The following is a 22,415-nucleotide window of genomic DNA, read 5'->3' as shown; positions in this document are numbered from 1 at the left end:
CCTCCTCAAGCGCCCGTGAGTCCGCCGGAAGCGCCCGTGAAGGACCCACTGGCGCCCTCGACGGACCCGCCGGCGGGCCGGGATGCCGCGCTCGACGGCATCCGCGCCCTGGCCGCGCTCGGCGTCTGGGTGCTGCACGTCGGCGGCAACACCGGGATCATGTACCGCGAGGGCATGTTCGCCTGGATGACCACCCGGCTGGGCATCGCCGTGCCGATCTTCTTCCTGCTGTCGGGCCTGCTGCTCTACCGCCCGTGGGCCCGCGCGGTCATCGAGGACACGCCTCGCCCCCGGCCGGGACGCTACCTGTGGCGCCGCGTGGTCCGTGTCATGCCCGCCTACTGGCTGGTCACGGCGCTGGCCCTGTGGGCGTGGAGCTCGCTCGACTGGACCGGCTGGGTGAAGTGGCTATTGCTGCTGCAGAACTACACCGAGCAGAACCGCGCCCCCGACGGCCTCTACCAGATGTGGACGATGCCGATCGAGATGGCGTTCTACCTGGCGCTGCCGGTGCTCGCCTGGGCCCTGCACGCCTGGGCGCGCGGCGGCAACCGGCCGGTCAGGCTGCTCGCGGGCATCGCCGTGCTGCCGGTGGTCTCCCTGGCCAGCGTGGTCGTCTCGCACGTCTTCGACCAGCCGCAGCTGGCGCTCTGGCTGCCGCATCACCTGATCTACTTCGCCGCCGGCATGGCCATGGCCGTCCTGTCGGTGTGGATCAAACAGAGCCAGATCGTGGACGCGCTCGCGCCCCAGCTGCTGGTGCTGGCCCTCCTGCTGTACGCGGTGCTGAGCACCGAGTTGGCCGGGCCGCGCACGCTCACCCTGCCCACGCTGTCGCAGTCGCTCTGGCGGATGATCCTGGAGACGTCGGTGGCCGTCCTGGTGGTCGCGCCGTTCGCGCTCGCCTCCAGGCACGACTCGCTGAGGCACCGCGTGCTGGGCAATCCCGTCACGGCGTACCTGGGCCGCATCTCCTACAGCTTCTTCCTCTGGCACGCCCCAGTGATCACCCTGTACTACAAGATCACCGGCGACCAGCCGTTCACCGGTGACTTCGTCAAGGTCGCGATCCTGACCTTCATCGCCTCGCTGCTGATCAGCGCCACCAGCTACCACCTGGTCGAGGAGAGCGCGCTCAGGCTGGCCGGGCGCCGGCCAGCTCCTGTTCCTCCACCGCCGCCGGCTCGGGCTCAGCCGCCGGTGGTTCCGGCTCCGTGACCAGCTGCCCGAAGAGCACGCCCATGGCCGCGCAGGCGATGAGCTGCGGCACCTGGTCCATCAGCAGCCCGACGTCCACCCCGTAGTCGCGCAGCGCCATGGCCGCCGCCAGCGCCGCCGTGGCCCCGCCGAACAGCCAGCCGGCCACCCAGTGCACGGCCACCGCCCGCCGTACGCGTAGCAGCAGCACCGCCACGACGGCGGCCAGGACCGCCAGCATGCCGGGCCAGTCCGCCACCCAGCCGCCGAACGCCAGCCCCAGCACGATCACGTACGGCACCCGCCAACGCGACAGCCGCGAGTCGGCGGCGGCGGCGGTCGCCATGACGTGTTCGGGGCGCGGCCCGCGCAGCGCCAGGGCGAGCAGCGTGAGCAGGGCGATCCCGGCCAGCCCCACGGCGAGGGCGAGCCAGTAGGGCCGGTCGGGCAGGTACTCCATGCGCACGGTCCCCGTCGTGCCGGCGGGCAGCTCCCATGCCTGCTTCCAGCCGTCGATCCGGACCGGTCGCAGCGCCTTGTCGTCGAGCTCGGCGCGCCAGCCCGCGTTGTAGTTCTCGTTGACGACGAGGAAGGCGTCCTTCGGCGCCGTCACCCGCGCCTCGCGCACCGACGACGACCACGTGCTCGGGACCGCCGCGCCCTCCACGGCCGGGGGCCCGGCAGGGAGCGCGCCGATCACCAGGTTCTCCACCGCGAAGGGGTCCCAGCCGGCGGCCCTGACCCGGTTGTCGCCGGCCGCCAGCGCGGCCTTGGAGCAGCCGGTGAACTTCACCGGCCGCTGTTCGAGCAGGTCGGCGAAGGTGCCGCTCACCTTGGTCGCCACGGTCGCGCCGTTGACCTGTAGGCGCGGTCCCTGTCCGCAGGGCAGCCGGAACGGCACACCCTCCGGCCTGCTGGCCGGCGCGACGCCGGGGATCACCAGCTCGGTGACCTGCAGCCGCTTGGAGGCGGGATAGAAGCGCAGCTTGAGCCGGGTCGTGGTGAGGGGCTTGAACGTCAGGTAGCCGTTGGCGTCCACCCGGCCGCTGCGGACGGCGCCCTTGTCGCCGGTCACGGCCACGTCGAGCGGCTGCTTGTCGCCGCCGGGCCGGGCGATCTGGATCCGCGACAGGACGCGCTTGGCCCGCCAGCCGAGTGTGAGCGTGGGCTCGGGGTCGTCGGCGGCCGGGAGCCAGGTGGTGGCCGCGTTGGCGTCGAACGCCGACCGGGGCGCGACCACCGCGTCCTTGGTCGCCTGCGACGAGCCGGTCACCGTGGTCAGGTCCCCGCCCAGCCGGGTGAAGCGGTCGACGAGCTTGGCGTCGCGCAGGACGGCGGAGCCGCGCACCGCGGCCTTCCGCCCCGCCTCAACGGTGAAAGTACGGTCGAATCCGGCGCCTTCTTCGCCCGGTCTGGCCAGCAGCGGGTTGCAGATCCAGCGGCTCTGGTTCCGCATGCACCAGGGGCGGGAGTCGAGCCCCCGGTCCATGACGAAGGCGTCGCCGCCCTCGCCGGGCAGCCGGATCGTCCGGCCCGGCAGGATGCCGGGGATCGTCAGCTCGGTGATGCCCACCCGCTGCACGAAGCTCCAGTTCCGGTTGTACGTGGCCAGGATCTTGACGCGCAGCCAGCTCGTCGCGCCGGGCGGGACGCGTAGCCACTGGGGGCTGTTGGTCTGCTGGACGTCCTGCTCGATCCGGCCGCCCTCGGTCTCCACGGCCACGCGCTTGACCGACTGCCCGAGCAGCACGTTGTTGGTGAACGTGGCCTGGAAGCGCGGGATCACCCGCGGCCTGGGCAGGTCCACGCGCAGCCATTCGCCCTGGGGCCAGTGCCAGCCGCCGCTCTCCCAGCCGGTCTCGTAGTCGCCGTCCATGGCGGCCCACGGGCTGCGCCCGGTGGCGCTGAGGCCGGGCACCGCCTCGGCGTCGGCCACCGAGGAGGAGGCGGTGATGCTGGAGATGCCGTCGTACTCGGCGGTGGCGGTGTCGCGCAGCCAGCCGTTCTCGAGCAGGTCGAGCGTCTTGACGCCGGAGAAGTCGTCGCGTCTGTCGGCCGTCAGCGTGGGCGTCCAGTTCGACCGGATCTCACCGAACTGCCGCTCGCGTAGCCGCAGCGCGTCGCTGGCCACGACCGGCGCCTCGCGCTTGCCGGCGTCGTCGTTCACCAGTACGGGTCCGTCGCCGAGCAGCCCGAGATCGCCCATCGCGAGCAGGGAGTCCGGGCCGCCACGCACCTGTACGGCGTCGCCCGCCGACTGCACGCTGAGCAGGTCGGAGCTGCCCGACACCTCGTAGATCTCCAGTGCGGGGAACGGCCAGTCCACCGACTCGATCACGTCGTCCGTGACGGTGTCGCCGACCTCCCCGCCGAACGAGCGCACCTTCGTGATGCCCGGCGACTCGCGCAGCGCCTCGTAGACCCTGGACGGCCAGGCGCCCTGCAGGTTCGCCCGCATGAGGTCGTTCCTGACGACCAGGTAGCGCACGCCCATCCTGCGCAGCACGTCGGTCAGCCCCACCGAGCCGTAGCCGGCCGTGAGCCGCTGGTCGATGACGTCGAGCAGCCGGGTCAGGCCCACCGAGCCGGCCGCCGCGACCTGCCGGGTGGTCCAGCGGGCGGTGAACAGCGGCTGCATGGGATCGTCCATCGGCCGGCCCCAGAGGTATTCGCCGAACTTGGCGCCCGGCACGACCAGCACGCCGTCGTCCCCGGCGTTCTCGTTCACCCAGGCCGCCGCCTGCTTCCAGTAGAGCGGCACCTCCTTGAAGTCGCCCGGAGCGCTCAGTCCCTGGTTGAAGACGGGGAGCACGAGTCCGGCCAGGGCCACCAGGGCCACCGAGCGCAGCCGCAGCCGGGCCCCGGCCAGCAGGTGCGCCAGGCCGAACGCGAGCGGCAGCCGTACCAGCGGATCGAACTTCCGCAGGTTGCGCAGCGGCGCGAGCGGCCCGTCCAGCAGCCAGCGCACCGGCTCGGCGACCACCGGCTCCAGCGCGCTCACGTGCCCGGCGACCAGCGCGGCCACGCCCACGACGAACAGCACGAGCAGGAAGCCCTTCGCGGGCAGGTCGCGCCGGGCCAGCCCGGCCAGGCCGAGCGCGGCCAGCAGGCCGGTGATCGCGACCAGCACGGCCGAGGTGGCGATCGCGTAGCCGGCGGGCTGGTCGGTGACGCCGCCGACGGTCAGGTAGCGCACCCAGTCGGAGGCGCCGCGCAGCACGTTCGTCAGCGAGGTGACCTGCGTGGTCGTCGAGGCCGTCTCGGTATAGGGCAGGAAGGAGAAGGCGTAGCGGCCCACGAGCAGCAGCGGCAGCCACCAGAACAGGGTGGCCACGGCGACCGCGCCCGTCCACCAGCCGAGCATCCGCCAGCGGGGCACCGGGCTGGGCCGGGTCAGGATGTAGAGCACGGGGGCGACGAGGACGGCCAGCACCGCGACCGCGTTCACGCCGCCGCACAACGCCACGGCCAGTCCCGACCTGACCGCCGCCCTGGCCCGCTGGCCCGTCTCCGAGGCGGTGAGCAGCGGGATCAGGATCCACGGCAGCATCGCGGCGGGCAGCCACTCGATCGAGATCTCGCCGATGATCGACAGTGTGCGCGGCGCCAGCGCGTACGCCAGCGCGGCCACGATCCGGGTGCCCGGCGTGCCGACGCCGAGCTGCCTGCCCAGCCGCTCCACGCCGAGGAAGGCCACGCACAGCAGCGCCGTCATCCAGAGCCGCTGGGTCACCCAGGGCGCCAGGTTGACCAGGTCGCCGAGCGCGAAGAACGGGCCCATCGGGAACAGGTAGCCGGCCACCTGGTTCTGCAGCTGGCCGAAGTGCTGCGGGTCCCAGAGGTGGGCGGCGCGCTCCAGCCAGCCGACCGGGTTGAGCGCCAGGTCGAGTTTGGTGTCGGAGATGATGCTGCCCGGCTTGGTGGTGAACGTCAGCACGGCGAAGCCGAGGCAGCAGAGCGCCAGCCAGAGCCTGTGCCGGACCCTGTCGATCACGGCTCCTCCCAGCCGGGTCCCGTCGGACGGCCATGCACCAGCGCGGCCAGCCGTTGCGCGCTCCGGTCCCAGCAAAACTTCCCCGCCCATTCCCGACATTTCATGCGATAGGTGTCGTTGAGTTCGTCGAGGGCCGCGGCGATGCCCTTGGCCAGGCCGGTGCTCCCGACGCCCTCGGGCACCAGCCAGCCCGTCTCGCCGTGGCGTACCGCGTCCCTGAGGCCGTCCACGTCGTACGCGACGGTCGGCACCCCGAGCGCGGCGGCCTCCAGCACGCACAGCCCCCAGCCCTCGCCCTGCGAGGCGTTGACCTGCAGCCAGGCGGCGGCGATCAGCCGCTCCTTCTCGTCCTCGGGCAGGTAGCCGTGCATGGTGACGCCCTCCGGGAGCCGGGCGCGCAGCCGCGCCTCCTCCGGGCCCCTGCCGATCACGTCCACGGTGAGGTCCGGCCACTGCTTCCTGAGCTGGCCCACCGCGTCGAGCAGCAGGTCGACGCGCTTGTGCGCGACCAGCCTGCCGACGCAGACCAGCCGCGGTGTCCGGCTTCTGGGGAAGTCTCCGTCCGTGGAGACGTTCACCCCGTTGGGCACGATGTGGATGGGGCCGACCCAGCCGAGCCGCTCGCGCATGGCGCTCACGGTCGAGGGGGAGACGGCCACGCTGTCGCGCCCCTTGTACGTCCACCGCGACGCGGGCCCCTCCAGGAAGCGCCCGAACACCGCCAGCCACCGGGGCAGGTGCACGTCGAACTGCCGGTCGTGCACGTGATGGACCACGCACATGACCTTGGTACGGCGCGGCAGCACCAGCGGCGTGAAGAACGGGATGCCGTTCTGGCAGTCGAGCACCGCGTCGAACACGCCCCGGCGGAGCACCAGCCAGACCAGGACCAAGGGGTAGACGGTGAACGGCCCGCCCATGCGGGCCAGCCGTACCCCCTCGACGGTCTCCTTCCTGAGCTGGCCCGGCGCCCGCGCGGTGACGAAGCACACCTGGTCGCCGGCCCGCGCGAAGCGGCGGGCCATCTCCCAGGCGTACGTCTCGGCGCCACCGGCGGCCGGGTGCCACGGATCACGCCAGTTGACGACGGCGACGTTCACGGAGATCCGACGGGGTCGAGCGGCTGCTCCCACCTCGGAGTGACACCGGGGCTCGGCACGGCGCGCAGTCTGAGCCAGATCCGGCCCAGCTCCAGCAGGATGCCGACGCTGTGCCTGGCCGGGGAGAAGCGGGAGCCGGGCATGTCCCGCCAGTTGACGGGGATCTCCAGCACCGTGGAGCCGAACGCGACGCAGCGGGCCAGCAGCTCGACGTCGAAGGCGAAGCCGTAGGTACGCAGCCCGGCGACGGCCTCGCGGACGAGCGCGCCGTCGAAGAACTTGAAGCCGCACTGCGTGTCGCTCACCCCGCGCACCAGTACGCGGGCCAGCGCGCGGAAACCGACGGCGCCCAGCTCGCGCACCCGGCTGTGCCGGTTCTCGACGTCGGAGAAGGCGTGCGCCCGAGAGCCCACGACCACGCGCTCACCGGAGAGCAGCAGGCCGAACGCGACATCGATGGCGGCCAGATCGGTGGCCATGTCGGCGTCGCAGAACCCTACGAAAGGAGCGCTGGTGTCGAGCAACCCCGCGCGGACGGCGGCACCCTTGCCGGGAGTCGCGCACTCGACGAGCCGAACCGGAACCGGTCCCCGCGGCCAGGTCCTGACGATCTCAGCGGTGCTGTCCGTGCTGTTGTTGTCGACGACGATGACGGCGGTCGGGAACGGCATGCGGGCAAGCTTCGCGCACAGCTGCAGGAGCCCCCCCGGGAGTCGCCGTTCCTCGTTGAAGGCGGGAACGACGATCTCGAGCAGTGGTGGTCGGCTCGTCCTCTCGTCCCCTTGGGGGGAGGGCGGCATAACGGCTCGGACTACCGGTCGCCGTAGTTGTAGAGCGGGCGGTTGACGGGCGTCGCGGTGGCCCCGGTGAAGGACACGGTGGTGACCGTCGCGACGAGCGCGGCGACGGCGACACCGATGATCGCTGCTAAGAGGATCTTGATCACGGGGGGTTCCTCCTCGAGCGGCTAATGAACGGGCGTCCCAAACTTAGAACCAATTCTTGCTACTCGGAAGTAGCTCTACGAAATCTTAATAAATACGCTGATCAGCGGACCTAGTGTTGTAAAAAACGTACAAACCGGCGGTCGGTTCGGTACAGTCTCAGCTCATCTGTGTCCACTAGCAGGCTCGCTCCGCTGAGCCAGCCCGCGAACCGCTGCCGCTCCTCCGGTGTCCCCGCGTCGACCACGACGTACCGGAAACCCGCTGCGGCCGGGTCTGGCGAGGGGCCTACTAGTACGCGTTCTAGCTCGCGTACCCTCTTGTCCTCAGCCTGGACGACCATGCTACCGACGCGTACCGAGTCGTTGGCGACCACCTCCCGGCCCGGCACGGCGAAGTAGCGCTGCGCCGGATCGAGCACCGCCCGGTCCCCGTTCCACGGGAACCTCCGGTAGGACTCGAACGGCAGCACCAGCACGTCGCCCGGCTCCGGATCACGCCGCATCACCTCACGGGCCTGGCTCCAGCTCTCCGGATAGCTCACGGCCCGCAGCGCCCCCGCCCCGCCCCATGCCAGGGTCGGCAGCACGGCCACAGGCACGAGCACCATCAGGACCGCCCACCGCCCGGCCTTCCCCGCCTCTTTTGTCAGCGCCTCTCGCTTCGGCGCCTCCCGTGTCAGGGCTTCTCTTGTCAGGGCTTCTCTTGTCAGGGCGCCCAGGCCGACCGCGGCCAGCAGGGCCAGCGGCGCCACGAACTGCTGGGCGTCCCTGAACACCGCGAACCCGCCCCACACCCCGACCAGCCACCTGAACACCGCGCGCCCCGGCTCGGTCACCCCCAGGCAGGCGATCCCGAGCCCGATGGCCGCCGCAGCGCCCAGCCCTCTCGGCCGGTCCCTCATCAGGACGAACCCCACGATCCCCGCCACGGCCAGCGCCAACCGGGCCACCGAACCCACCACGGTCTCGTACCCGGCCGGGACGGCATTGGCGTTCCAGATCCCGCCCAGCGACAGCAGGCTGCCCACCGCCCCGAACGGCCCGTCCGCCCTGGCCGCGAACGCGTCCACACCCACCGGATCCCCGCTCAGCCCGCCCGGCCGCAGCAGCGCGAGCAGCAACCACGGCAGGCTGACGGCCAGCAGCACCGCGCCCACCCGGACCCGCCGCCCCGCGACGGGCAGCGCCGTGAGGGCTGTGACGGTCATGGCCGCGAACCCCCCGACGGCGGCGGGCAGCACGGCGAGCAGCAGTCCGCCCCGGGCGAGGACCGCGCGCACCACCCACGGCAGCCCCGCGTACCCCAACAACAGGGCCCACTGCCCCATCAGCAGCCGCTCGGCCACGTACGGATTCCACACGTAGTACGCCCCGGCCACCAGCCGAGCCCCGAGAAGGCCCGAGGGCACGAGCAGCGCGGCACCCGAGCAGCCCAGCACGAAGATCCCCAGCAGGATCGCCTTCTGCACCAGCTCGGCCGGGACGACGGTGGCCAGCGCGGTGACCACCGCGTCACTGGGCACCACCCGTGGCGCCCCGCCGGCCAGCCCGAACGTGAAGCGTGAGAAAGCCGGGTCCGGCACGAAGACCATGTCCTGCACCAGGATGAAACCCCAGCCCAGAGCGGGTCCGAGGGCGAGGCAGCCGAGGACGAGCCCGAGCACGGCCGACAGCGGTCCGGCTCGGGTCGTGTGCGGCATCCCGCTATGACATCACAACCGAACAACGGCCATTCCCCGCAAATCACCCAATGACTACGCTTCCCGCTGGAGGCTTGAGGGGGCCTGGAGGGGGCGGGGTGGCGACGAGCGAGACGACGGTGGGGGCCCGTCATTGGCTGCGCGGCGGGGACGCCGTGATGGCCACCGCCCTGGCGATGATCGCCGTACAGCTCGTCTGGAAGTCCGGCCTCGTCCGGCGTACGTACTTCCGCCAGGACGACTTCACCTTCATCGCCCGCGGCCTGGAGCACGACCTGACGTGGGACTACCTCATGCGGGTCGACTACGGCCACCTGGTCCCCGGCCCGTTCGCGATCCAGTGGGCGATGGGCCGCCTGGGCGTCTACAACGACGTCCTCGCGCACGTCGTGACGGTCACCCTGTTAGGCGCGGCGGGCCTGGCCCTGCTGCGGCTGCTGCGCCTGCTGTTCGGGGCGCGCCCGGCCATCCTGGTGCCGCTGGGGTTCTACCTGCTGACGCCGATGACGATCTCCTCGCTGTCGTGGTGGGCGGTGGTGATCGAGACGCTGCCGTTCCAGATCGCGCTGCCGATGGCGTTGTGCTCGCACGTCCTCTACACCAGGACGGGGCGCTTCAGGCACGCGCTGGCCGCGGCGGGCTGGACGCTGTTCGCGATGGCGTTCTTCGTCAAGGCGCCGTTCATCCTGCTGCTGGCCGTCGCGCTGAGCATGGGCTGGCTCGGCTGGAGCCGGCGGCGACAGTGGCCGGCCCTGCTGCTGTACGCGGGCCTGCTCGCCGGCTACGCGGCCGTCTTCTTCCGCCAGCTGCTCACCTCGGTGCAGCTCACCAACGACACGATCCAGCCCAGCCTGCCGGACGCGGGGCTCGCGGCGAAGTTCGCCTGGACGCTGCTGTCCAGCTCACTGGTGCCGACGTCGCTGGGCGGGCCCTGGCAGTGGCGCCCGATCGGCGAGGACTACGCGATGGCCGGGACGCCGCCCGCGCTGGTCTGGGCCGGGCTCGGCGTCGCGGTGGTCGTGCTGGCGGTCTCGGTGCTCTTCCGGCGGCGGGCCTGGCTGGCGTGGCTGGTGCTGCTCGCCTACTTCGCGCTGGCCGACGTCGTGCCCGTCATGATCGGCCGGATCCAGCAGCTCGGACCGGATCTGAGCGGGGCCGAGCTGCGCTACGTGTCGTCCACGGCCACGGTCGTGGCGATCGCCATCGGCCTGGCGTTCATCCCGCTCGCCGGTGAGGAACGCCCCTGGCTGCGCGCCTGGCCGCGCCTCAGGTTCGCCTGGCTCCCGCTGGCCGCCGCGGTCACGCTCGGCTCGGTCTGGTCGGTCGCGGCCTACGCCCGGCTGCCGTTCGGCGCAGACGTCAAGAGCTACGTCGAGACCGGCAGGCTGGCGCTCAAGCGCGCCCCGGAGCACGCGGTCGTGCTGGACACGCACGTGCCCGCCAAGGTCGTCTACCCGATCTTCTTCTACGACTACGCGCTGGCCTCGAAGGTGCTCGGCCCGATCGCGCCGCACCCGGTGACCTGGACCAGGCGCCTCAGCGGCCCGGTACGCAACCCGCTGACCTTCGACCCGCAGGGCCGTCTGCGCCCGGTGAGCATCGACGGGCTGACGATCCCCCAGCCCGCCGGCTGCAAGCCGGTCGGCGCGCGCGAGGTCCGCTTCCGGCTGCCGGCGCGGCTGCCCGAGGGCGAGTGGACGGTCCAGGTCGGCTACCTCAACCCGGCCGCCACCCGGTTGTCGGTACGGCTCGGCACCGGGCGGGACGAGGTGGTCGCGGAGAAGGGGTTCGGCTGGACGTTCGCCGCGGTCAAGGGCGGTGGGACCGAGCTCGTCATCCGTACGGCGAACGGCCCGGACGCCTGCCTCGGCGAGATCAAGATCGGCATCCCGAGACCGTGGGCCGACGGGACGCCGAGCCCGCTCCAGCCGGTCACCCCCTGAGCTCCCTCACGGGTTCGATGCCCGTGGAGGGCCGGGTCCCCGAGCCCGGCCCCCGCCGTCATTTACCCGGCTCAGGGTCCCTCGGCAGGCCGAGCATGCGCTCCCCGATGATGTTCAGCTGCACCTCGGTGGTGCCGCCGTAGATGGTCATCGCCCGGGTGGCGAGCACCGCCCGGTTCCAATAGCCGGCGTCGCCGAGTTTCATGTCGGCGGCCACCACGGCCGCCGACCCCAGCAGCTCCACCGCCGACTCCGAGACGTGCTGGGCGTGCGCGGTGGACAGCAGCTTGCGTACCGAGGCGTCCGCGCCGGGCTCGGCCCCAGCCAGCTGCTTGAGCGTCACCCGCAACGACAGCGCGTTGATCGAGTGCCCCTCGCAGATCACCTGCGCGACCTGGTACGCCTCGACCGGCGACAGCTCCCGCCCGAGCCGGCCTGCCAGCCCGAGCAGGTCCGGCACGGACGCGCCCGTACCGCCCGACCCGGACGAGAGCGAGACCCGCTCGTTCGACAGTGTGTTGCGGGCGACCTTCCAGCCCTGCCCGACCTCGCCCACGACCAGCTCGTCCGGCACGAACACGTCGTCCAGGAAGACCTCGTTGAACAGGTTCTCGCCGGTCATCTCGGTCAGCGGCCGGACCGTGACCCCCGGCGCCTTCATGTCGACCAGGAAGTAGGTGATGCCCTCGTGCTTGGAGCCCTCGGAGGAGTTGCGGGCGATGCAGATGCCCCACTCGGCGACGTGCGCGACCGAGGTCCAGACCTTCTGGCCGTTGAGCTTCCAGCCGCCCTCGACCTTGTCCGCCTTCATCTGCAGCGAGGCCAGGTCGGATCCGGCGCCGGGCTCGGAGAAGAGCTGGCACCAGATCATCTCGCCGCCGAGCGTCTTGAGCAGGAAGCGTTCCTGCTGCTCGGGGGTGCCGTACGAGACGATCGACGGCACCACCCACGCGCCGATGATCATCGCGGGCAGCTTCACCCGCGCGGCCTTGAGCTCCTGGGCGATCAGCACCTGCTCCAGCGGCTTGGCGCCGCGGCCCCACGGCTTGGGCAGGTGCGGCATGACCAGGCCGCGCGCGGCCAGCGCCCGCTTCTGCTCCGTGCCCTCCAGCTCCTTCAGCGAGGCGATCTCCGCGCGGATCGACTCGCGCAGCTCTTCGGCGTCCTCGGGCAGGTCGAGCTCCATCTCGCGCGTGACGCCCTGCAGCGCGAGCGCGGTGACGGTGGCCGCCCACTCGGCCGACGAGCCGAGCAGCGCGCGGATCGTGAGCGCGCGGCGGTAGTAGAGGTGGACGTCGTGCTCGAAGGTGTAGCCGATGCCGCCGAAGGTCTGGATGGCGTCCTTGGCGCACTGCACGGCCGCGTCGGGCGCCATCACGGCGGCGATGGCGGCGGCGTAGTCCAGCTCCTTGCCGTCGGCGCGGGTGGCGTCCCAGACGGTGGCGCGCGCCTGCTCGAGTGCCACGAGCATGCGGGACAGCTTGTGCTTGATGCCCTGGAACTGGCCGATCGGGCGGCCGAACTGGACGCGGACCTTCGCGTAATCGGCGGCGGCCGTCACGCACCAGGAGGCCAGGCCCGCGGCCTCGGCGCCGAGCAGGATCGCGGCGAGATTGCGTACGTCGGAGCTCTGGACGCCACCCAGGATGCCCAGGTCGGGCACCGGCACCTCCGACAGCTCCACCTTGGCCACCGGCCTGGTGAGGTCGAGGGACTTGATCTCCGTGATGGTGGCCGACGAGGCGTCGATGATGATCCACTCCTCGCCCTCGTCCGTGGCGACCGGCAGCACCAGCGCGTCGGCCAGCGAGGCGCCGAGCACGTTCTCGGCCGTGCCGGAGACGATCAGGCCGCCGTCCTCGGTGAAGGTTCCGGTCAGCGTGCCGGTCAGCGCGACCGCGGCGGTGAGCGAGCCGTCGGCGAACGACTCCAGGTGCTCGGGCCGCTTGGAGGCGTTGATCACCGCGCTGGCCAGCACCGTCGGCACGTACGGCCCCGGCGCCATCCGCTCGGCCAGCGCCTCGACGGCGACCGCGGCCTCCAGCAGCCCGTAGCCGGACCCGCCGAACTCCTCGGGCAGGTGCAGGCCGAGCAGGCCCTGCTCGGCGAGCCCCGACCAGAACGCGGGACGCCCGTCCGTCCCGGATCGCAGCAGCTCGGCGGGGATGTTCCGCGCCGCCCAGCCGCTCACCGACTCGCGGAGCGCCTCGTGTTCCTCGCTCAACCCGATCGCCATCGCACATCCTCCAGCCAGGCCCCGTCATATGCCAGAACCATATTCTAGAGCATGCTTCTGGCCTAGAGGGTCCGTATGTTGAGGGCGATCGTGTTCAGGTCACGGTAGTGCGACTTGCCGCTCTGGGGGATCGAGGCGAACAGCATCGCCGGCTTGGCCTTCTCCACGTCGTGGATCGAGACGATGGCCTGCGAGGTCTTCTGCTTGCCCGAGACCGTATAGGTCACCTTGTAGCCGACCATCCAGCCCTTGCCCACCGGCACCTTCTGCGATCCGGTCCAGGCGATCGTGGCGCCCGCCGGATACTGCGTGCGCAGCGTCCAATTGACGGCCCTGACGGCGAGGTCGCGGTAGTCGGCGTTCTTGGCCGGCTTGGGCTTCGGGGCGGCGCCGGGAAGCATCGCCGAGCCGATCACCGTGTGCGGGACGGCGACCTTGCCGACGCGCTGGGCGATGGCGAACGGCGCGAACGACTTGGCCGTCCACGGCAGGCCCAGGCGCGGGTAGCTGATGCCGGTGGCCAGATCGGAGATGGTGCCGATGGTGACGGTCGCCGTACCGGCCTGGTCGGGGTACGCGAGGCTCTTCGGCACCTCGGGGAGCACGATCCCGGCCGCCGACGGCTTGGGCGAGGCGGAGCCACCCGGCACGGGCGAGACCGGGACCACCTGCCGCGGGGGCTGCTGCGTGTCCTTCGGCACGTCACCGGAGAAGATCACGAACACCAGCAGCACGGCCAGCACGGTCGCGATGATGGCGCCGAACAGGTAGATGACCTTGATCGGGATGTCGCCGACCCGGGCGACCAGCCCACCCTTGAGGGGTGGGGGCGGCGGTGGGATGGGCGGCAGCGGCTGGACCGGCTGACCTTGACCAGGCTGGGCCGACAGGCCCTGGCCGTGCTGACTCTGGCCGGGCTGGGCCGGCTGGCTCGGTGAATGGTCGGGTGGCTGTGGCCGCTCTAACGGCCGGGGGACCATGACCGTCTCATCGGCGGGCAGGACGATCTTCCTGAACGGGGTGGTGGGAGAGTCCGAGGTAGGTATCTGGTCGCCGACGTCCGCCATGGCTTTCAGGTTACGTTACGAAGGAGCGGGATAATTCCGCTATTCGCTCGCCAGAATCTAGTTCTGTATCGTCGCGAGCATGAGGGGTTTTTACGAGGTAGCCGCCGCCGACGCCGCGCGTCCCGCCCTGCTGGGCCCGGACGGCGCGACGTACGGGGAGTTGCTGGCCCGCGCCAACCAGGTCTCCCACGGCCTGACCGCGCGCGGAGTGGCGCCGGGCGACTCGGTGGTGACCGTGCTCAGGAACGGGCTGGACGCCCTGACCATGATGCTCGCGACGTACCAGATCGGCGCCTACCTCGTACCGGTCAACTGGCATTTCACCGACGAGGAGATCGCCTACATCGTGGCCGACTGCGGCGCGAAGGTCGTGGTCTCCCCCGCCGCGCTCACCGTCGGCGAGCTGGTGGCCGGTCAGCCGGACACCGCGCCGGAGCACCGGCGGGCCGGGTCGATGATGCTCTACACCTCCGGCACGACGGGGCGGCCCAAGGGCGTGCGCCGGCGGCTGCTCCCCCTGACGCCCGAGGAGCTGTACCCGATCCTCATGCGCAAGAGCTGGCGGCATTTCGGGCTGCCGGTGGGCGGGGTGCATCTGGTGTGCTCGCAGCTGTACCACTCGGCGCCGTACGGGCAGGCGATGATGGCGCTGCAGCTCGGGCACTCGATCGTGGCGCCGGAGCGGTTCGACGCCGCCGAGACCCTGCGGCTGGTGGAGCGGCATCGGGTGACGAACGCGTTCATGGTGCCCACGATGTTCCACCGGCTGCTGGCCGTACCGGATCGGGAGAAGTACGACCTCTCATCGCTGACGCACCTCTACCACGGCGCGGCGCCGTGCCCGCCCGCGACCAAGCAGGCCATGATCGACTGGCTCGGGCCGGTGCTGTGGGAGTACTACGGCTCCACCGAGGCGGCCGTGGCCACCATGGTGTCGTCGCGGGAGTGGCTGGCCAGGCCAGGCACGGTCGGCAGGGCGCTCGACGGCATGACGTTCACGATCGTGAGCGACGAGGGCGAGGAGGTGGCGCCCGGGGAGCCGGGCCTGGTCTACATCGGCGGCGTGAACCGCTTCGAGTACCACGGCGACCCCGGCAAGACGGCCGCCGCCATGCGCGGACCCGCGTACACGCCCGGCGACATCGGCTACCTGGACGATGAGGGCTACCTGTTCCTGCTCGACCGCAGGACCGACCTGATCATCTCCGGCGGCGTCAACATCTACCCCGCCGAGATCGAGGCGGTGCTGCTCGAACACCCCTCCGTGACCGACGTCGCGGTGATCGGCGTGCCCGACCCCGAGTGGGGTCAGCGGGTCGTCGCGCTCGTCCAGCCCGCCGAGGGAGCCGACACCGGCAAGCTCACCGCCGAGCTGATGCGGCACTGCGCGCCGCGACTGGCCAAACTCAAGCATCCGCGCGTCATCGAGTTCCGCGACGCGCTGCCGCGTACGCCCACCGGCAAGCTGAGCAGACGAAACGTCCGCGAGGCGTATCTTTCCAGTTGACCGGGGCAGTAGCTCTGCATGAGCAAGGCCGTCGTCGCGATCGTCGCCGCCACGCTGCTGGTCGCCTGCTCAGGACCGTCGGCCATCCATGCGGCCCGCTCGACGACGCCCACGGCCTGGCCGTCTTCCCAGACACCCGCCGCCCAGGAGTCCGCGCCGCCATTGGAAGCGTCCTACGAGCGCGTCATCAAGCAGGCGCTCCCGTCGATCGTGCAGATCACCACCGATGAGGTGCTCGGCTCGGGCATCGTGTACGACTCAGCGGGACACATCCTGACCAACGCGCACGTCGTGGGCGGCGCGAAACAGATGACCGTGACACTGGCCACGGGCAGCAAGTCGCACAGCGCCCGGCTCGTCAAGAGCTTCGGCGGCGGCGACCTGGCGGTCATCAAGGTGGACGACCCGAAGGGGCTGACACCGGCCAGGTTCGGCGACTCGTCGAAGCTCCGGGTCGGCCAGGTGGTGCTCGCCATGGGCAACCCGCTGGGGCTGTCGGGCAGCGTCACCCAGGGGATCATCTCGGCGCTGGGCCGTACCGTGACCGAGCCGCAGGATCCCGACTCGCCCGGCGCCACGATCACCGGCGCCATCCAGACGTCGGCCGCGATCAACCCCGGCAACAGCGGCGGCGGCCTCATCGACCTGTCCGGGCAGGTCATCGGCATCCCGACACTCGCCGCGACGGACCCGGACCTCGGCGGCGGGGCCGCGCCCGGCATCGGGTTCGCGATCCCGAGCAACACCGCCAAGGACATAGCCACTCAGATCATCCGCAACGGCAAGGTCACCAACAGCCACCGGGCCGCGCTCGGCATCAGGGGCACTACGGCCATAGAGGACGGCCAGGCCGCCGGGGTCGCCGTGGTCAAGGTCGACAAGGGCAGCGCGGCCGCCAAGGCGGGCATCAAGCCGGGGGACGTGATCATCTCCCTCAACGGCCGGGAGACGTTGTCGATGGCCACGCTGGCCGAGGCGCTGAGCACGCTCCAGCCGGGGAAGCAGGCCAAGGTGGGAGTCGTCAGGCTCAATGGCTCGACCACGACGATCACGGTGACCTTGGGCGTCCTGCCGGGCGACTGACACCGCATTAAGATGACCGTTCTTTTCATCGGGAGGTGGGACGGATGGCTCATCTGGAGTGCACGCCCGAGGATCTGGCGAAGGTCAGGTTCGGTCTGTCGCCCATGAGCCAGGTCGTCGGCGCGCTCAACGTGCTGAGCGGCCAGAACGTGCCGCCCGGCCTGCCCATCTGGACGGCCCGCGTACGCGACCGCTACCAGCGGCTGCTGGCGGCCAGCCCGGTGCTGCGCGCGCTGATCCGGCTGCACCGGGTGACCGACTACGCCCCCGACTTCTACTGCGTGCCGCCCGACGGCGTGGACACCACGTTCGAGCGGGAGGTGGCCGCCGTCCGGCGCATGCCCGCCGACCGGGTCGCCGCCGACTTCCGGCTCAGCCACCGGGACCGGCCGGTCGATCCGGCGCTGGACGTTCCCGACGCCGCCGCGCGGGTCGCCGACGCACTCGAAGCGCTCTGGACCGAGCTGCTCGCCCCCGACTGGCCCCGGCTGCGCGCCCTGCTGGAGCGCGACATCGTGCAACGGGCCGGGCGGCTCGTGGTGTACGGCTGGATGGAGGTGTTCGGCCGCCTCGGCATCGACATGGAGCTGAAAGAGGAGCGCATCCTGCTCGGCAAGGTCCGCGGCGCCTCCCACCGGCTCGGTGGGGTGGGCGTGGTGCTGATGCCGAACGCGTTCGGCGCCAGGTACGTCTACCTCGATCCACCGCGCGCGTACGGCCTGACCTACCCCGCGCATGGCGTCGCCGCGCTCTGGGAGCGGGGCTCACCCGCCGCCGACGGCCTGGTCGCGCTGCTCGGCCGGGGCCGGGCGGCGGTGCTGACGGCGCTCGACAGCCCGGCCAGCACCAGCCAGCTGGTCGCCCAGCTGTCGATGACGCTTGGCGGGGTGGGCGGTCATCTGGCCGTGTTGCGCCGGGCGGGCCTGGTCTCGCGTACGCGCAGCGGCCGGTCGGTCCTCTACAGCCGCACCTCGATGGGGGACGGCCTGGCCCAGCTCACCACCTGATCTTTGGCCGAGCTCACTTGCTTTGACCGGGCTGACCGCATGGGCTTGGCCGGGCTCACTGCTTGACGTTGAAGACGAGCTCGACGCGGCGGTTTTTCGCCCGGTTCTGGGCGACGGGCTTGCCGTCGACGATGTTGGGCACCTTCGGGCGGCTCTCGCCGTACCCCTTCGCCTGGAGGTTCGCGTTGCCGCCGGTCAGCATGGCGCGCATGGCCTGCTGTACGGCCTGCGCCCGGCGCTGCGACAGCCTGACGTTGTAGGCGTCGGAGCCCTGGTCGTCGGTGTGCCCCTCGACCTTCACGACGCCCCCGGCGCCCTCCGCGTCGATCTTGCGCGCCACTTCCCTGAGCCGCTGTTTCGCCGCGGCGGTCAGCACCCACTTGTCCACCGCGAACAGCACATCGCTGGTGAGCGCGACCGTGACCTGCTCGCCCTGCTTGGTCTCGCTCTCGGTGCCGTCGAGCGACTCGACCTCGCCGATGATGTCCTCAACGGGAAGCACCAGATCCTCCACCGGGCCGGTGGCGTCGGCGGGCGGAGCGGGGGTCGGCGAAAGCAACAGGGCCAGCGCGACGCTAAGAGATCGGAACATCGGTGAACACGCCCATCATCGGCATCTCGACATTGATCTTCGTGACGTCCGGGGGCGGGGCGGCGAACACCGCGTAGAGCGTGGAGGCGTCGCCGCTGTCCAGGAACTGCCCCTGGGTGCCCGAGCAGACGCACTTCGCGTCTTCGCCCGTACCGTTGCGGGCGACGCGGTAGCGCTTGGCGTTGACCGGATCGATCAGGGAGACGGCCGACACCGTGAAATCGAGCGTGCCGCCGCCCATGCCGTTGTGCAGGTTGACCTTGCCATCGGTGGCGGTGACGGTCCAGTTGAGGCTGATCGTCCTGCCCTGCCGCTTGAGCGCGGTGATGTCGACGCGAGCCTTGCCGTACTGACCGCCCGCCCCGACCTTGACCTCCCGGCTCGCGATCACCTTGGCCTCCTGCGCGGGCGCGGTCGGCTGGGCTTCGGCCGGTGCGCTCCCCGTGGTGGCGGCCCGCTCGGGCTGCGCGGCCTGCGCGGTCTGCCCCGTCTGCTCCTCGCCGCCGCCCTGCTGGCCAGGGAGCATCCCGCAGCCGGTCAACGCGACGGCCGTGACAGCCAGCGCGATCGTCTTCCGCATGTTCTGATCACTTTCGCCGGTAGGGGTGGAACTCGTGGCCCCGAAGGTAGCCGGGCGACCTTCAGAATCCGCATAGTGGGCTAAATCCCCAGGCCACGACGCCTGTCCAGCTCTTGCGCCAGAAGCTCGACCTCGGCACTCGGGGGCTCACCGAAGCTGTCAGACTCTCCCATAACACGCGCAAGCCCATCAACAGCAGCATCGACCTCATCAAGGTCCAGGTGCGCTTTTATAAGGACAATCAGGGCTCTTGACGCGTTTCTCCGGTCACCGTGAGCCGTGAACATCACCTCGGCCTGGCTCGCCAGCCTGGCCGCCGCCTCCGGGTCTCCCTCGGCACTGGCGATGTCGGCCAGCACGAGCAGCCCGGCCGCCTCCGGCAGCCGGTCGCCCAGGCGCCGGTTGATCCTTATCCGCCGCTCGGCACAGTCGCGGGCCCGCGCGTAGCGATGGGCGCCGAGGTGCAGCCGGGCCAGGTCGAGCAGGGCTTCGGCGGCGCCGCGCGGGTCGCCCAACTCCTCGTACGCCTCCAGGCTGCGATCCACCAACCCCAGATCTCCGCGTACGACGCCCAACGCCCGGAGCGCGTCGGCCGTGCCGCGCCGGTCACCGGCCTCCTCGAAGACGTGCAGGCACCTGGCCAGCGCGCGTTCCGCCTCGGCCGGCCGCCGCTCCACCAGACCGAGCCGCAGCATGATCCGAGCCAGCTCCAGGCCCTCGACCAGCGGCTGAGCGGCCCTCAGCGCGGCGGCGGCCGACTCAGGACGGCCTTCCACCCGATGCAGATCGGCCAGAGCACGCAACAGCAGCGCCTCACCCTCCCGATGCCCGGCCGCCCGCGCCGCGTCCAGGCCGGTGGCAGTGGTGACGTGCCAGTCGTCGTGATGCGCGCCCAGCTCGAACAGCGGAGTCAGATAGAAGGCCAGCCGCCAGGCCGCCTCGTACAGACCGGCCCGGTAGAAGTCGCCCACGGTCGCCACGAGGAATCGACGTTCGGCACTCAGCCACCGAGCGTCGGCCCGCAACCGCCCGGTCTCCAACGCCCACCCACCTGTCAGCCCCCACCCACCCGCCACCCCGAGACCCGGCTCACCCGCCCAACCCGAACCAACATCCAGCCCACGCGGATGGGCATCCAGCCCTCGGTCTATTGCCCTACCCGAACCGGACCCCAGCGCCTGCTCGCCCAGCCACCCCGGACCGGTCGCCTGCGCCTGGTGGTCGGTGTGGGTCAGGGTGCGGCCTGAGCCGGGTTCGGCGGGGAGGAGGGCCGTCCTCGCGTGGCGGGTGCGGTCGAGGATCTCGCCCGCGATCCCAGCCAGTACCGCTGCGGGGCCTCCGTCCTCGACGGTCAGGCGTTCGGCGGCGTACAGCCGGGTCAGGTCGTGCCAGCCGTACCGCTCACCGCCGGACTCATCCAAGCCGAGCGACTGGAGCAGCCCCGCCTCGGCCAGCGGTTCCAGCTCGGCACCGAGCGCCCAGGACGCGAAGTCGGGCGCGGACAGCGCGCCCAGCCTGCGCAGCAGTCGCCGTTCGGAGTCGGCAAGCCCGTGGTAGCCGAGCGCCAGGCTGCCGCGTACGGCCAGGTCGCCCGCGCTCAGCTCGTCCAGTCGGCGCCGCTCATCGCCCAGCCGTCCGGCCAGATGGTCGAGGGTCCAGCCCGGCTTCCTGGCCAGGCGGGATCCGGCGATACGCAGGGCTAGCGGCAGACCACCGCAGAGCCGCACAATCCGGTCTGCGGCCTCAGGCTCGGCGCCGACCCGTTCGCGCCCCACCACCTCGGCGAGCATGGCCACGGCCTCGCCGGGTTCGAACACCCCCAGCTCGTACGCCCTGGCCGCCTCCAGCCCCGCCAACGGGGAACGGCTGGTCACCAGCGTCAGGCTGCCCGGACCGGTGGGGAGCAGCGGGCGTACCTGGGCCTCCTCCGTGGCGTCGTCGAGCACCACGAGCAGGCTGCGGGTCGCCGTCATGCCGCGATATAGCCGCACACGCTCCTCGAACGCGGCAGGCACGGCCCCGTCGGGACACTCCAGGGACCGGAGCAGGTCCTCCAGCACGGCGCCGGGCGGCCGGTCGCGGAGTGACGCGTAGAGACGACCGTCCGGGAGGTCGATCATGGTCGCGGCGCGAACAGCCACGGCGGACTTACCGCACCCCGGCGGCCCATGTAGGACGAGGTGCACGGGGGCGCCTCCTGGCGCAGGCACCCGGGCGACGATCCAGTCGAGAACAGCCCGGCGCCCTGTGAAGTCCGAAATATCCGGCGGTGCTTCGCTCTTCACCGGTACACGCTGCTGCGGTCCCTCGCTCGACAGCGCGCGCCGATGTGCCTCGACCAGTTCGGTGCCCGGTTCCAAGCCGAGCTCGTCCACCAGCATCCGGCGCGCCTCCTGGTAGGCCGCCAGCGCCTCCGCCCGCCGCCCGGCCTGGCGCAGCGCGTCGAGCAGGCGCGCCCAGACCCGCTCGCGCAGCGGGTACGCGCCGACGAGCGCCCGCAGCTCGCCGACCACCTCACCGCCCCTGCCCAGCCGCAGGTCCAGCTCCACACGTTCTTCGAGCGCGGTCAGGCGGAGCTCTTCCAGGGGTACGGCGTGCGTTCTGCGCAAGTATGAGGACTCGATATCGGCCATGGCGTCCCCTCGCCACAGCGCCAGCGCCGCCCGGAACCCCTCGGCCGCCGCTTCGACCCTGCCCGCCTCCCTCGCCCGCCTGGCCTCACTGACGAGCCGCTCGAACCGATGGCAGTCGACCGCATCCGGATCCACCTCGATCAGGTAGCCACCGGGCACGGTCCTGATGCCGTCGACGAGCTTGCGCAGCGCGCTGATGTACACCCGTATCACCGACTCCGCAGAGGCCGGCGGCCGGTCGTCCCAGACCACGACCATCAGCCGCTCGATCGGCACCACCCGCCCGGCGGAGACCAACAGCGCGGCCAACACCGCCCGATGCTTCGCCGGCCCCGGCCCAGCGCCCGGTACAGACGGTGGTCCCGGCTCCGGGTCCGGGTCGCTTTCGAGTCGCAGTGGTCCCAGCAGCCGGAACCGGAGGGGACCGCGCCCCTCTTCGCCGGGCAGCGCCGGGAATTTCGGCATTTGTGGGGCTTAGTCCTTCGTGCGGTCGATGGCGAACGACTCGAAGCGTACGCGCAGCGCCTCCCCGGCGTCCGGAGCCACCTGGACCCCGGCCGCCCCCGGCCCCAACGGATCACTCGCATCGGACGCCTCGGCGACGAGTTTCTCGTTCACCCACATCCGCAACCGCACCAAGCCCCCACCAGGGTCGGTGCCGCTGGGACCGGCACACTCGGCGACGATCCGGCCGCCCCTGGCCGCCGCCGCACCAGTCAGAGCCGCCGCACCGCTCAAAGCCGCCGCACCACTCAGAGCCGCTGGACCACTCACGGCCGCTGGACCGTACAGAGTCGTGCCCTTCTGCCCGCTACGGCGCTTGACGATCG

The 22,415-nt window shown here is 71.4% G+C and carries 16 protein-coding genes; 5 read left to right on the top strand and 11 right to left on the bottom strand.

What is annotated here, in order from left to right; translation table 11 throughout:
• The first annotated feature begins 36 nt into the window (after positions 1 to 36).
• Positions 37 to 1,218, top strand: a complete 1,182-nt coding sequence (locus AB0C30_RS27070) for an acyltransferase (protein WP_357949314.1) — start codon at positions 37 to 39, stop codon at positions 1,216 to 1,218.
• Here the strand turns inward: AB0C30_RS27070 and AB0C30_RS27065 are convergent.
• The 5 genes from AB0C30_RS27065 to AB0C30_RS27045 form a co-directional block, all read right to left on the bottom strand.
• Positions 1,136 to 5,191 (bottom strand): alpha-(1->3)-arabinofuranosyltransferase family protein, encoded by a 4,056-nt coding sequence (locus AB0C30_RS27065; protein WP_357949312.1) that lies wholly within the window; start codon positions 5,189 to 5,191, stop codon positions 1,136 to 1,138. The two genes, AB0C30_RS27070 and AB0C30_RS27065, sit on opposite strands and share 83 nt — an antisense overlap.
• Positions 5,188 to 6,291, bottom strand: a complete 1,104-nt coding sequence (locus tag AB0C30_RS27060) for a glycosyltransferase family 4 protein (RefSeq protein ID WP_357949309.1) — start codon at positions 6,289 to 6,291, stop codon at positions 5,188 to 5,190. Before AB0C30_RS27060 ends, AB0C30_RS27065 begins: the two co-directional genes overlap by 4 nt.
• The gene (locus AB0C30_RS27055) at positions 6,288 to 7,091 is read right to left on the bottom strand and encodes a glycosyltransferase (RefSeq protein ID WP_357949306.1); all 804 of its coding nucleotides are present in this window, start codon (positions 7,089 to 7,091) and stop codon (positions 6,288 to 6,290) included. Before AB0C30_RS27055 ends, AB0C30_RS27060 begins: the two co-directional genes overlap by 4 nt.
• Before the next feature lie 11 nt (positions 7,092 to 7,102).
• A complete protein-coding gene (locus tag AB0C30_RS27050; protein ID WP_263655675.1) occupies positions 7,103 to 7,237 on the bottom strand; it encodes a hypothetical protein in 135 nt (44 codons plus the stop codon).
• Positions 7,238 to 7,347: 110 nt separating this feature from the next.
• Positions 7,348 to 8,937: a hypothetical protein gene (locus AB0C30_RS27045; RefSeq protein ID WP_357949303.1), complete on the bottom strand. Its 1,590-nt coding sequence runs from the start codon at positions 8,935 to 8,937 to the stop codon at positions 7,348 to 7,350.
• Positions 8,938 to 9,035: 98 nt separating this feature from the next.
• Here AB0C30_RS27045 and AB0C30_RS27040 point away from each other — a divergent pair, with 98 nt between their 5' ends.
• A complete protein-coding gene (locus AB0C30_RS27040) occupies positions 9,036 to 10,880 on the top strand; it encodes a hypothetical protein (RefSeq protein ID WP_357949300.1) in 1,845 nt (614 codons plus the stop codon).
• A 58-nt stretch (positions 10,881 to 10,938) separates the two neighbouring features.
• Here the strand turns inward: AB0C30_RS27040 and AB0C30_RS27035 are convergent, their stop codons facing one another.
• The gene (locus AB0C30_RS27035) at positions 10,939 to 13,116 is read right to left on the bottom strand and encodes an acyl-CoA dehydrogenase (protein ID WP_357949298.1); all 2,178 of its coding nucleotides are present in this window, start codon (positions 13,114 to 13,116) and stop codon (positions 10,939 to 10,941) included.
• A 62-nt stretch (positions 13,117 to 13,178) separates the two neighbouring features.
• The gene (locus AB0C30_RS27030) at positions 13,179 to 14,183 is read right to left on the bottom strand and encodes a hypothetical protein (RefSeq protein WP_357949297.1); all 1,005 of its coding nucleotides are present in this window, start codon (positions 14,181 to 14,183) and stop codon (positions 13,179 to 13,181) included.
• A gap of 79 nt (positions 14,184 to 14,262) precedes the next feature.
• Between AB0C30_RS27030 and AB0C30_RS27025 the strand changes: the two genes are divergently transcribed.
• From AB0C30_RS27025 to AB0C30_RS27015, 3 genes are read left to right on the top strand one after another with little or no spacing between them, the layout of a single operon-like run.
• On the top strand, positions 14,263 to 15,690 hold the full coding sequence (locus tag AB0C30_RS27025) for an AMP-binding protein (RefSeq protein ID WP_357949294.1): 1,428 nt from the start codon (positions 14,263 to 14,265) through the stop codon (positions 15,688 to 15,690).
• Between the two features lie 18 nt (positions 15,691 to 15,708).
• The gene (locus AB0C30_RS27020; RefSeq protein ID WP_357949291.1) at positions 15,709 to 16,773 is read left to right on the top strand and encodes a trypsin-like peptidase domain-containing protein; all 1,065 of its coding nucleotides are present in this window, start codon (positions 15,709 to 15,711) and stop codon (positions 16,771 to 16,773) included.
• A 44-nt stretch (positions 16,774 to 16,817) separates the two neighbouring features.
• Complete coding sequence (locus AB0C30_RS27015; RefSeq protein WP_357949289.1) at positions 16,818 to 17,780, top strand: winged helix-turn-helix domain-containing protein; 963 nt, start codon at positions 16,818 to 16,820, stop codon at positions 17,778 to 17,780.
• A 55-nt stretch (positions 17,781 to 17,835) separates the two neighbouring features.
• On the opposite strand, the gene AB0C30_RS27010 is transcribed toward AB0C30_RS27015, so the two are convergent.
• The 4 genes from AB0C30_RS27010 to AB0C30_RS26995 form a co-directional block, all read right to left on the bottom strand.
• Positions 17,836 to 18,372: an OmpA family protein gene (locus AB0C30_RS27010; RefSeq protein WP_357949287.1), complete on the bottom strand. Its 537-nt coding sequence runs from the start codon at positions 18,370 to 18,372 to the stop codon at positions 17,836 to 17,838.
• Positions 18,356 to 18,952, bottom strand: coding sequence for a hypothetical protein (locus AB0C30_RS27005; protein ID WP_357949284.1), 597 nt, complete (start codon positions 18,950 to 18,952; stop codon positions 18,356 to 18,358). The genes AB0C30_RS27010 and AB0C30_RS27005 overlap by 17 nt, the downstream gene beginning before the upstream one ends.
• 80 nt (positions 18,953 to 19,032) lie before the next feature.
• Entirely contained in the window at positions 19,033 to 21,981 is a 2,949-nt protein-coding gene (locus AB0C30_RS27000) for a BTAD domain-containing putative transcriptional regulator (protein ID WP_357949502.1), read from the bottom strand.
• Positions 21,982 to 22,059: 78 nt separating this feature from the next.
• Positions 22,060 to 22,323 carry a hypothetical protein gene (locus AB0C30_RS26995; RefSeq protein ID WP_357949281.1) on the bottom strand — a complete coding sequence of 88 codons (264 nt, stop codon included), beginning with the start codon at positions 22,321 to 22,323 and terminating at the stop codon, positions 22,060 to 22,062.
• Positions 22,324 to 22,415: the final 92 nt, after the last annotated feature.

Source organism: Nonomuraea sp. NPDC048901 (assembly GCF_040649695.1).
Taxonomy (GTDB): domain Bacteria; phylum Actinomycetota; class Actinomycetes; order Streptosporangiales; family Streptosporangiaceae; genus Nonomuraea.
This window is presented reverse-complemented; position numbering and strand designations above follow the sequence as displayed.

What these genes read in the sequence shown, in the direction of transcription:
- AB0C30_RS27035 (WP_357949298.1), bottom strand. Translation starts at nt 13,116, where the DNA reads ATGGCGATCGGGTTGAGCGAGGAACACGAGGCGCTCCGCGAGTCGGTG.
- AB0C30_RS27020 (WP_357949291.1), top strand. Translation starts at nt 15,709, where the DNA reads ATGAGCAAGGCCGTCGTCGCGATCGTCGCCGCCACGCTGCTGGTCGCC.
- AB0C30_RS27025 (WP_357949294.1), top strand. Translation starts at nt 14,263, where the DNA reads ATGAGGGGTTTTTACGAGGTAGCCGCCGCCGACGCCGCGCGTCCCGCC.
- AB0C30_RS27045 (WP_357949303.1), bottom strand. Translation starts at nt 8,937, where the DNA reads ATGCCGCACACGACCCGAGCCGGACCGCTGTCGGCCGTGCTCGGGCTC.
- AB0C30_RS27030 (WP_357949297.1), bottom strand. Translation starts at nt 14,183, where the DNA reads ATGGCGGACGTCGGCGACCAGATACCTACCTCGGACTCTCCCACCACC.
- AB0C30_RS27005 (WP_357949284.1), bottom strand. Translation starts at nt 18,952, where the DNA reads ATGCGGAAGACGATCGCGCTGGCTGTCACGGCCGTCGCGTTGACCGGC.
- AB0C30_RS27010 (WP_357949287.1), bottom strand. Translation starts at nt 18,372, where the DNA reads ATGTTCCGATCTCTTAGCGTCGCGCTGGCCCTGTTGCTTTCGCCGACC.
- AB0C30_RS27015 (WP_357949289.1), top strand. Translation starts at nt 16,818, where the DNA reads ATGGCTCATCTGGAGTGCACGCCCGAGGATCTGGCGAAGGTCAGGTTC.
- AB0C30_RS27055 (WP_357949306.1), bottom strand. Translation starts at nt 7,091, where the DNA reads ATGCCGCCCTCCCCCCAAGGGGACGAGAGGACGAGCCGACCACCACTG.